Genomic DNA, 10728 nt, shown 5'->3' with positions numbered 1-10728 from the left:
GCCCTGTGCCTGTTTCATACCCTCTATGAGCCTTTCAAAGCGTTCCTGTGCCTGTCTGTTGATGTCGGCAAGGTAGGCGTTTAGCCTGCCGCTTGTAAGAAGATTGGTGTATGTAACTTTACGGTACTGTTTTAGATAATCTAAATGCCGTTGCCCCCAGATGCCTATTGCCTGTTCTTCTTCGGCGGGTACAGTTAAGCACGGTATCAAATAATCCCCTTGCCTTTCGTATTTGCCGCCCAGTTCCTCAAATAATGATTTTGCCATTGTCTGTTACCTCCACATTCTTTTTTATTTTGAATGTCCGCAAAATCCGTCCTACATCTGTGGGACAGACGGCTGAGCAAGTACCGCAGTCTATGCATTTTTCCGGAAGTATCTCGTATTTTTCATCATCCTTCCGAATGGCCCCCGCAGGACAGACTTCTTCACAGGCTCCACACCTAACACAAGACTCCGAAATCACATAATAGAATTTGTCTTCTCTGCCGCAAACACAACTTTCTGCTTTTTTCTCCATCGCACATTCCTTCTCCCCATTTCTGATATTCCTATTGTATCATTCCCCTTTTCTCATGACAACAGAAAAAGAGTCCCTGCAAAACAGAGCATCTCTTTTTCTCTGTCCTGCAGCAGACTCTTTTCCCTTTTCGGTCTATTTCCCGAATTTGTTTTTCTTCTCTTTTACATTCCCGGCTGACTCAGTACGGAACGCACATGGGCTACTTCCTCCGGCTTTGCACACGCAGCCGGAACGTAATAACTTTTGGCTCTGGCAATCTGATAGATTTCCTCCTGAGACATTTCACACTGATTCCGCATTTGTTTTAACGCCTGTTTCAACTGCTGGTTCTCTGTCTGGCTAATCATTTCTCCATAGCGCACCAGTTCTCCGTTAATTCCTGCCAGGGTATCTGCTACCATTGTCTTATCTGTCATTTTCTTTCCCTCCTGCTACTGTAAAAACTGCATTAACTGCTGCTTGCTTTCCATTGCACACTGTGCGGATTTCTGGAAAAACTGTTTTACCTGCGGGTCCTGTGCCTCATGGGCATAGTCCTGCATTTTGCAGTGGGTAGTTTCAAAGCCGCCGATTAAATGACGCAGATTCTGTAAATCAAGTACCGAGATTTCTGTCATGGCATTTTCCTCCTGAATGTTTTTTGTTCACATTCTTAGTATGGCAGAATTCTCATTTTCTATAACAGGATTCTTTTGCTATTCTCAGCCGCCGATTAACCAGCTGTACATTTCTTCATATTGTTTTGCAGAACTTGCCCAGGAGAAATCCTTGGCCATGGCTCTGTCTACCAGTTTGTTCCATTCTCTCTTCTTATCATAGTAAACAGATTCCGCATAACGAATCGTGCCCAGCATTTCATGGGCATTGTAATTTGTAAAGCTGAAGCCTGTACCTGTACTTTCGTACTCATTGTACGGCTGCACTGTGTCTTTTAAGCCTCCTGTTTCTCTTACAATGGGAAGCGTACCGTAACGAAGGCTCATAAGCTGGCTCAAGCCGCAGGGTTCAAATAAGGACGGCATCAAAAACGCATCACAGGACGCATAAATTCTGTGTGACAGTCCGTTGTCATAGAAAATATTGGCAGATACTTTTCCCTGATATTTCCATGCAAAATGACGGAACATGTTTTCATACCGTTCTTCACCGGTTCCCAGAACCACCAGCTGGATACTGTCCTGGCACAACTCGTCCATTACATAATTTACCAAATCAAAGCCCTTCTGGTCTGTGAGACGGGAAACCACACCAATCATCATTACCTTGGGGTCTTCCTGCAGTCCCAGTTCTTTTTGCAGGGCCAGTTTATTTTTCACTTTTTCTTTCCGGAAATTCTTGGCATTGTAATTTTTCGCCAGAAATGTATCTGTTTCCGGATTGTATTCTTCATAATCAATACCGTTTACAATTCCCCGCAAATCATGGGCGCGGGCTCTTAAAAGGCCGTCCAGATGTTCTCCGTAAAACTCCGTCTTAATCTCTTCTGCATAAGTATTGCTGACGGTGGTAATGGCATCGGCATAAACCAGTCCGCCTTTTAACAAATTAGCGTCTTTATAAGCTTCCAGTTTATCCGGTGTAAAGTAGTAAGCCGGCAGACCGGTCAGTTCCCGAATGGTCTTAATATCCCAGGTTCCCTGGAATTTCAGGTTATGTATGGTCATAACAGTCTTAATGCCCTGATAGAAAGGACCGCCCTGGAAACTGTCTTTTAAATATACCGGAATGAGGCCTGTCTGCCAGTCGTGGCAGTGAATAAGGTCCGGACGGAAATCAATGACCGGAAGTATAGACAGGGCTGCCTTTGAGAAAAAGGCAAATTTTTCAATATCAAAACGAATGTCTCCGTATGGCTGATAGCCTGAGAAATAATATTCATTGTCAATAAAATAATACTGGATACCTTCGTGAACCAGCTGCATAATCCCTACATATTCCCGTCTGTAGCCAATATCCATGTAAAAATGGGTCACATACTGCAACTGGTTTTTGTATTCTTCTTTCATGCATAAATATTTGGGAATAATCACACGCACATCATACTCATTTTTATCAAAGCATTTCGGCAAAGCTCCCACTACGTCCGCTAATCCCCCTGTTTTTATAAACGGAACTGCCTCTGATGCCACAAATAATATTTTTTTCACTGAAACACCCTCCTTGCAAATCAAAGCTTTATTCATATTATACCCCATTTTTTATGCAAAGAAAAGTTATTTTTCCCCTCTGTTTCAACTTATTTCCTGTATTCCAGACGTATTTTGTCGGCAATCAGGGCGATAAATTCGGAGTTTGTGGGCTTGCCTTTTCCCGTACTTACAGTATAGCCGAACAGTTCATCGATAGTGTCCATCTTCCCTCTGCTCCAGGCCACCTCAATGGCATGGCGTATGGCTCTCTCCACTCTGCTGGGTGTGGTCTGGTGTTTTTTTGCAATGGTAGGATAGAGAATTTTCGTAATTGAATTCAGCATTTCCATATCGTTTACAGACAGAATAATGGCATCTCTCAAATACTGGTAACCTTTAATATGGGCCGGTACACCAATTTCATGAATAATATTGGTAACGTCCGCCTCCAGGTTTCTCTCATAATAACTGCTGTCACTCTCATATGCATTCACTTTTCTTAAATCCCGTCTTCTGTTGTCCCTGGCCTGTCTTACATGCTTAATTCTGGATAAAAGCATGTCATTATCAAAAGGCTTCAGGATATAGTAATTTGCTCCCAGCTGAAACGCGTCCTCCGTAATCTGTTCTTGTCCTACAGCAGATACAATAATAAAAGCCGGGTGTTTTTTCAAATTGGTATCTTTGCTGACTTTTTCCATAACGGTCAGCCCGTCTACTTTCGGCATGATAATATCTAAAAGTACAACATCCGGTTCTTTTTCTTTGATAATATCGTAAATTTCGGCGCCGTTATTAGCATGCCCTACTAATTCCAGCTCTTTGTCTTCGTTAATAAGATTCCCCAATAAGTCCAACATTTTTTCATTGTCATCTGCTATAGCGACATTTAACTTCTCCATTACTCATCCTCCATCTGTTTTGTTACAACTCTATTCTCCAGCATATGACGGGCGCCCTTTTGAATCGCCATATCTGAAGACTATTAGTATTATATTATCACTTCTTTTCAGAATCAAGCTAAATCATCTTACAACTTATGTTGTATTCTGATAGTTTTCCTATTTATTCGACATTTTTTCGTTTTTTTCCATTACTTTCGCCAGCTTACCACAGCATATTCTCGATAAAAATTCCGTATCCTTTGGTAGAATCCTGTACAAAAACATGGGTTACTGCGCCTACCAGTTTTCCGTTCTGCAGAATGGGGCTGCCGCTCATTCCCTGAACAATTCCGCCGGTTGCAGCTAAAAGCTCCGGGTCTGTGACGCGCAGAACAAAGGCCTTGTTGGTATCTGCCCGCTCTCTGTAAATGTCGGTTATCTGGATTTCATAAGATTTCACCTCTCCTTCCACACAGGTAAGAAGCTCTGCACGTCCCTCCTGTACTTCCTGTTTATAGCCGATTTCCGTCTCTTTTAAGCACAGCTTTTCCGGCTGCTCCACTCTGCCGAATATTCCGATTTCCGTATTCTTTTCTATAGTGCCGATTTTCCTGTCCTTCTGGTATTCAATGTAGCCGGAGAGTTCCCCCGGTGTGCCTTTTACACCTTTGACAATCGACATAATCTGTGCCTGGTAGAGTTCTCCGTCTTCTATGTCCAGAAGTTCTCCTGTGTCCGTATCACTGATACCATGCCCCAGGGCGCCGAATTTTCCTTCTGTGTCTACATACGTCATGGTTCCGATTCCCTGTGTATTATCCCGCACCCAGATACCCAGCTTATAACTGTCATCCTCTGCCAGTACAGGCGTCAGCGATAAGGGGATTTTTTCTCCTCCCCTGTTTACCAGCAGCTCCATGGCTTCTCCTTTACTGTCATGAATCTGCTGAATCAGTTCTTTTTTTCCGGATATAGGCGTGCCGTTGACCTCCAGAATATAATCCCCTGCTTTGGCAATATTTGCGGCAGGTCTGCAGGAAATACCGTCTTTTTGCAGAATTTCCCCGGTGTCTACCACCAGAACGCCCTCTGTCTCCATGTAAAGCCCCACAGGTACACCGCACACGGCAACGCTTTTTTCTTCCATGGTCTGCACCTGAACCTCTTTGATTGGAAGGATTCCAAGAAGGGAACAGGAAATCCGGTAGCTTCCCCGATCCGATACGTCAATCGTATCCGGATAAGTAAGCAAAGGAGAATCCAGCGCACGGGAAAGTTCTTCCTCCTGTCCCGCATGAATATACACGGTATTCGGAATACTGTTTTGCAGATGGCGAAATCCCAGCACACCTGCGGCGAAAATATCCGCTACTAATAATACGATAAGAAACCGACGATAATTACGTTTCTTTGACAAAAAATCACAACCTTTCTGTATAGAAACAAAAAAAGATACACCGCAGTGTACCTTTTTAGTATGTGACCTTTCGTCTATTTCAATCTTGTATTTTTTTGTTGCTGTGCCAAATCTTTCATCTCTGCTGCATTTTGCAAAACCGCCTCTGTGATTTTTGCTCCGCCCAGCATACGCGCCAGTTCTTCCACGGACTCTTCATAAGAAAGGCCGCGGATTCTGGTAGTAGTTCCCTTTTCTTCCACATTTTTTTCAATGAGATAATGGGCATTGGCCTGGGACGCAATCTGCGGCAGATGGGTAATACAGATAATCTGATGGTTTCTGCTGATAACCGCCATCTTTTCCGCCACTTTCTGGGCTGTCCTGCCGCTGATTCCGGTATCTATTTCATCGAAAATCAAGGTTTCCGTGTCATCTTTATCCGCCAGCAGCGTCTTAATGGCCAGCATAATTCTGGAAAGCTCACCGCCGGATACCACTTTGGAAAGTTCCCGCACAGGTTCTCCCGGATTTGTGGAAATCATAAAGCAAATGCTGTCTTTTCCCTGAGGAGAAAACTTCTCTTTTTGAGAAAAGCGGATTTCAAACTCCACATTCAGGAAATTCAAATCCTCCAGTCCCTTTGTAATCTGATTTTCCAGCTTTTTCGCCCAGCTTTTCCGCACCTGGGTCAGTTCCCGGCTGGCTTTTTCCAGTTCTTCCCTCTTTTGCTCCAGTTCGCCTTCCAACTGCCCTTTTCTTTCCTCAAAGTTTCTGAGACGTTCCAGTTCCCTTTCCTTTTCTTCCTGATAAGCACGGATTTCGGGAATGGTATGGCCATATTTCGCCTTTAAATGATTGATACCATCCAGACGGTTTTCCGTTTCCTGGAATTCTTCCTCAGAAAACCGGAATTCCGAAAGATAGGCAGACACTTCCCGGTTAAAGTCATTGAGCAGGCTGTCAATATCTTCCAAAGAGCGGTATAAGTTTTCCAGACTTTCATCAAAATCCGAAATCTGTGACAGTTTTTGAAGAGCCCGCCCGGTCTGGGTGCCGCTGCCCTCCTCCTCATATCCGGTGAGCTGATATACGCCTCCCAGATTTTCCGTAATTTTCCTGCTGTTTACCAGTTTCCGATAGAGATGTTCCAGTTCCTCGTCTTCTCCGTCTTTCAATTCCGCATTCTGGATTTCCTGAATTTCATACTCCAGAAAGCTGATTTCTCTGCGTCTCTGCTCTTGATCTAACTGATAACCCTCTAGTTCTTTTCGGATCTGACGGTAGGCGCCGTAAAGCATTTTCACTGCCTCTTTTTTCTCCCCGGACTCTGCCTCTGAATATTCATCCAGAATCTCCATCTGTTTATCCGGGTATAAAAGGGACTGGTGTTCATGCTGTCCGTGAACATCCAAAAGCAGAGATGCCGCCTTTTTTATGGCTGCAGCCGTACAGGTTTCCCCGTTGACCTTAATCATGCTTCTGCTCTCTGTAATTCTTCTGGTTATAATGACCTGTCCGTCTTCCGGGAACACCTCCAGTTCCCGCAGTTTCTCTTCTGTGTCAGGGCTCACCTGAAATACCAGCTCTACCAGGGCGTAAGAAGCGCCTTCTCTTATGATTTCTCTGGACATTTTCTGTCCCAGAGCCAGATTGACCGCTCCCATGAGAATGGATTTTCCGGCGCCTGTCTCTCCGGTGAGAATGTTCAGCCCTTCCTCAAAATCCACCTCTGCCTCTTCAATTAAAGCCAGGTTTTTAACATGTAAATGCACTAACATCTTTTCCTACTCCGTTTTCTTATTCGTACACATGAATCAGCTTTCTGATTTTGCTCATAAGTGCCATGGTTTCTTCTGCGCTTTTGCAGAAGCAGGCAATGGTATCGTCTCCTGCCAGACTCCCCACAATTTCCTGAAATTCCATATGGTCCAGAGCAGCCGCAGCGGCATTGGCCATACCGGAGGTAGTCTTAATCACCAGAATATTCTGGGCAATGTCCATGGACAAAAAGGCGTCTCTTAAGACCCTTATGTATTTTTCGCTGTCTGAGTTTTCCTTGGAGGTCATTACCTTATATCTGGAGCCGCCGCCCGGCTTTGCAATTTTCATCAGCTTCAGTTCCCGAATGTCTCTGGAAACTGTGGCCTGCGTCACACGAAAGCCTGCAGCCTGCAGCCGTGCAGCCAGTTCTTCCTGTGTTTCTATATCGTACTGATTAATCAGTTCCAGAATCTTTGAATGTCTGGCAATCTTCATGTCCTTCCTCCTAATTTCTCATTTTAGTACGCAGCACCTCTAAAAAGCTGATGTTGCTGATTTTTATAATTCTGGTGTCACTGGCAGAGCGGCGAATCACAATCCGGTCTCCTGTAGTCATGGAAATGTTGGTATCTCCGTCAAAAGAAGCCACGGCCTTTCCCTGCCCCTCCTTGGCGCCCTGGGTGATTTCCACGGCAATTTCATCCTCTGCCGGAAAAATAATGCTTCGGGTGTTCAGGGTATGGGGCGCCACAGGTGTCATAATCATAATATTCGTCTCCGGAGAAACAATGGGCCCTCCCGCAGACAAGCTATACCCTGTAGAACCCGTGGCTGTGGAGACAATAATTCCGTCTGCCGTGTAGGAATTGAGAAATTCTCCGTTGACGTAATTATTAAAGCGGATAACCCGCAGGGGCCCTTCTCTTCCAATCACAATATCATTTAACGCCACATCTTCTGCCACAGCCTTTCCCCGGTGATATACCTGTCCCCACAGCATCATGCGTCGTTCTATGGTGTATTCGTCTGCCATGAGATGATTCAGAGCCGGTTCTATGGATTCCCGGTCAATCTCTGCCAGATATCCCAAGGTTCCCAGATTCACACCCAAAAGGGGAATCTGGCGGCTGACCACGTCTCTGGCCGCCTGGAGAAGGGTTCCGTCTCCTCCTAATACAATGACACATTCCACATCTTCGGGAATGGTGCTGATATCCGTATAATGGGTAAAAGGCTCCCGTACAGAAAAGCTGGAAGGCTGAATCACACAGTGTTTTCCGTTATTTTCCAGATATTCCGCCACTCTTTTGGACACCTTTAATCCTTCGTCTTTTTCACTATTGGCAATAATATAAAACTTATCCATACTTATTTATCCAACTCTTTATGGGCTGCTGCCACAACGCCCTTTACATCTGCCTCTTGGTTTTCCGGTAATCCGTCTTTCTGTTTCTGTATATGCAGCAGATATTCAATGTTTCCCTCCGGTCCTTTAATGGGAGAAAACTCCAGATGACGAACTGCGTATCCAATGCTCTTTGCATAAGCAATGACTTTGTCAATGACTTCTTCGTGCACGGCCGGATCACGGACAACTCCTTTTTTTCCTACCTTTTCCCTTCCTGCCTCAAACTGGGGCTTAATGAGGCAGACAACCTCTCCGTCATCTTTCAAAAGATGATATACAGGAAGCAGTACCTTGGTAAGAGAAATAAAAGACACATCAATGGAAGAAAAATCTGCTGGTTCCTGCAAATCCTCCGGTACCACATAACGGATGTTGGTTTTCTCCATGCAGACCACCCGCTCATCGTTTCGCAGTTTCCAGTCCAGCTGTCCATGTCCTACATCAATGGCATAGACTTTCACGGCTCCGTTCTGCAGCATGCAGTCTGTAAATCCTCCCGTGGAAGCACCCACATCCATGCACACCTTTTTATCCAGGGTCACACCGAAATGTGTCATGGCTTTTTCCAGTTTCAATCCGCCGCGGCTTACGTATTTTAAGGTATTTCCCCGGACTTCTATCTTTACAGTATCCGGAAACATGCTTCCAGCTTTATCTTCTTTCTGATTTTCCACATATACAATTCCTGCCATAATGACAGCTTTCGCTTTCTCACGGGAAACGGCCAGTCCCCGTTTCACCAGCAGGACATCCAGACGCTCTTTCATCTATCTGGCCTCCTTTATCCGATTATAAATGGAACCGGCATCGATTCCCGCTTTTTCCTTCAGTTTCTCCGGACTTCCATGCTCCATAAAAACATCCGGAAGTGCTGCAGACAGCACCTGTACTTCCGGGTACGCGGTGTGCAGATATTCCACAACTGCGCTTCCAAAGCCGCCGCTTTTTACATTTTCTTCCATAGTAACGATAACTTCATGGTCTTTTGCCAGGCTGTCCAGCATTTTTTTATCCAGCGGTTTTACAAATCTGGCGTTGACAAGGGTGGGATTATCTCCGTCCTCTAACAGCTTTTTCCTTACCGCCTCCGCTGTTTTTACCATACTGCCCACTGCCAGCAGGGCAATCCCTTTTCCCCGGTAAATCATTTCACTGCGCCCTCTTACAATGGGTTCCCGAAACTCCTCCAGCCCGTCATAGGCCTCTCCTCTGGGATAGCGCACAGCAATAGGGCCGTCATAGCTTACCGCAAATTTCATCATATCGGAAAGCTCCCATTTATTTTTCGGCGCCATAACTGTCATATTGGGAATCATGGACAGATAACTTAAATCAAAACAGCCCTGATGCGTCTCCCCGTCGCTGCCCACAAGTCCGGCCCGGTCCACTGCAAAAATCACATGGAGATTCTGCAGGCATACGTCCTCAATAATCTGGTCTACCGCCCTCTGCAAAAAGGAAGAATACACCGCCACCACAGGAATCATTCCCCCAAGAGCCAGGCCGGCAGCAAAGGTCACGGCGTGCTCCTCTGCAATTCCCACGTCAAAGAATCTATCCGGAAACATATTACGAAACCGTTTCAATCCTGTTCCGTCGGGCATGGCGGCCGTTACGGCCACCACCTTTTCTTCTCTGTCGCCGAATTTCCGCATAACCGTGGAAAAAATATCTGTATAATTGGCTTTCCCATTATTGTTTAAGGGAATTCCATGCTCCAGGTCAAAAGCCGCCGTGCCGTGGAATCTGGCAGGGTGGCGCATAGCAGGCTCATAGCCTCTTCCTTTTTCTGTTTTCACATGTACCAGCACCGGCCCGGAGACTCTTTTTGCCTCCTGGAACACCTGAATCATCCGGTTACAGTCATGACCATTGATGGGACCCAGATAGGTCAGCCCCATGTCTTCGAAAAACATACCCGGAATCATCAGTCTCTTAAGGCTGTCCTTCGTCTTATGAATCTGTTTAATAGCCGCAGGGCCAAGTCCCGGAATTTTATTCAGGCTGTTCTTTACGCCTGCTTTCAATTCAAAATATCCCTCTGTGGTTCTCATATTGCTCAAATAACTGGAAATGCCCCCTACATTTTCGGAAATAGACATTTCGTTGTCATTTAAAACAATAATGAAGTTCTTCTTCAGCGCAGAAGCATTATTGATTGCTTCATAGGCCATACCTCCCGTGAGCGCGCCGTCTCCGATGACGGAAATCACATGGTAGTCCTCTCCCTTTAAATCTCTGGCACAGACATATCCCACGCCTGCAGAAATGGACGTGGAACTATGCCCCGTGTCATAAGCATCACAGGGGCTTTCGCTGCGTTTTGGAAAGCCGCTCATACCGCCCAAAGTCCGAAGACTGTCAAACCCTTCCTGTCTGCCCGTAAGAATTTTATGGGTATAGGACTGGTGTCCCACATCCCATATAATCTTATCCGCCGGCAGACAAAACACATAATGCAGCGCCATGGTAAGCTCCACAGCCCCCAGATTGGAAGCTAAATGTCCCCCTGTACGGCTGACATGATCCAACAGAAAAGCCCGGATTTCCTCCGCTAACTGCGGAAATTTATCCGGCGGTATTTTCTTAATATCATTTGCCTTTTTTATGGTTTCTAATAACAT

12 protein-coding genes are annotated in these 10728 nt (G+C 45.5%); all 12 read right to left on the bottom strand.

From position 1 onward, the window contains the following. Nucleotides 1-267, bottom strand: a 267-nt coding sequence (locus tag WKT17_RS02050) for a TnpV protein (protein WP_117500219.1), incomplete at its 3' end; no start/stop codon positions are given. After that, complete coding sequence (locus WKT17_RS16280; protein ID WP_330593843.1) at nt 248-520, bottom strand: 4Fe-4S binding protein; 273 nt, start codon at nt 518-520, stop codon at nt 248-250. The genes WKT17_RS16280 and WKT17_RS02050, both read right to left, overlap by 20 nt. Before the next feature lie 164 nt (nt 521-684). Then, nucleotides 685-939 carry a spore coat protein gene (locus WKT17_RS02040; protein ID WP_173747389.1) on the bottom strand — a complete coding sequence of 85 codons (255 nt, stop codon included), beginning with the start codon at nt 937-939 and terminating at the stop codon, nt 685-687. A gap of 15 nt (nt 940-954) precedes the next feature. Beyond that, on the bottom strand, nt 955-1140 hold the full coding sequence (locus WKT17_RS02035) for a hypothetical protein (RefSeq protein WP_173747388.1): 186 nt from the start codon (nt 1138-1140) through the stop codon (nt 955-957). Nucleotides 1141-1224: 84 nt separating this feature from the next. Beyond that, nucleotides 1225-2670 carry a glycogen synthase GlgA gene (glgA, locus tag WKT17_RS02030; protein ID WP_173747387.1) on the bottom strand — a complete coding sequence of 482 codons (1446 nt, stop codon included), beginning with the start codon at nt 2668-2670 and terminating at the stop codon, nt 1225-1227. Nucleotides 2671-2759: 89 nt separating this feature from the next. Then, nucleotides 2760-3554 carry a sporulation transcription factor Spo0A gene (spo0A, locus tag WKT17_RS02025; RefSeq protein ID WP_173747386.1) on the bottom strand — a complete coding sequence of 265 codons (795 nt, stop codon included), beginning with the start codon at nt 3552-3554 and terminating at the stop codon, nt 2760-2762. 205 nt (nt 3555-3759) lie between these two features. Continuing rightward, a complete protein-coding gene (gene spoIVB / locus WKT17_RS02020) occupies nt 3760-4953 on the bottom strand; it encodes a SpoIVB peptidase (RefSeq protein WP_173747385.1) in 1194 nt (397 codons plus the stop codon). A gap of 74 nt (nt 4954-5027) precedes the next feature. After that, nucleotides 5028-6713: a DNA repair protein RecN gene (recN, locus tag WKT17_RS02015; protein ID WP_173747384.1), complete on the bottom strand. Its 1686-nt coding sequence runs from the start codon at nt 6711-6713 to the stop codon at nt 5028-5030. Nucleotides 6714-6732: 19 nt separating this feature from the next. Then, nucleotides 6733-7191, bottom strand: coding sequence for an arginine repressor (gene argR / locus WKT17_RS02010; RefSeq protein WP_173747383.1), 459 nt, complete (start codon nt 7189-7191; stop codon nt 6733-6735). 10 nt (nt 7192-7201) lie between these two features. Then, nucleotides 7202-8062, bottom strand: a complete 861-nt coding sequence (locus WKT17_RS02005; protein WP_173747382.1) for an NAD(+)/NADH kinase — start codon at nt 8060-8062, stop codon at nt 7202-7204. Nucleotides 8063-8064: 2 nt separating this feature from the next. Continuing rightward, nucleotides 8065-8871 carry a TlyA family RNA methyltransferase gene (locus tag WKT17_RS02000; protein WP_291681995.1) on the bottom strand — a complete coding sequence of 269 codons (807 nt, stop codon included), beginning with the start codon at nt 8869-8871 and terminating at the stop codon, nt 8065-8067. Further along, nucleotides 8872-10728 carry a 1-deoxy-D-xylulose-5-phosphate synthase gene (gene dxs, locus WKT17_RS01995; protein ID WP_173747380.1) on the bottom strand — a complete coding sequence of 619 codons (1857 nt, stop codon included), beginning with the start codon at nt 10726-10728 and terminating at the stop codon, nt 8872-8874.

Origin of the sequence: Blautia sp. HCN-20427, from assembly GCF_037890365.1 — a bacterium.
Taxonomy (GTDB): domain Bacteria; phylum Bacillota; class Clostridia; order Lachnospirales; family Lachnospiraceae; genus Blautia.
Note: the sequence above shows the minus strand (reverse complement) of the source record. Positions and strands in the feature narration are given on the sequence as shown.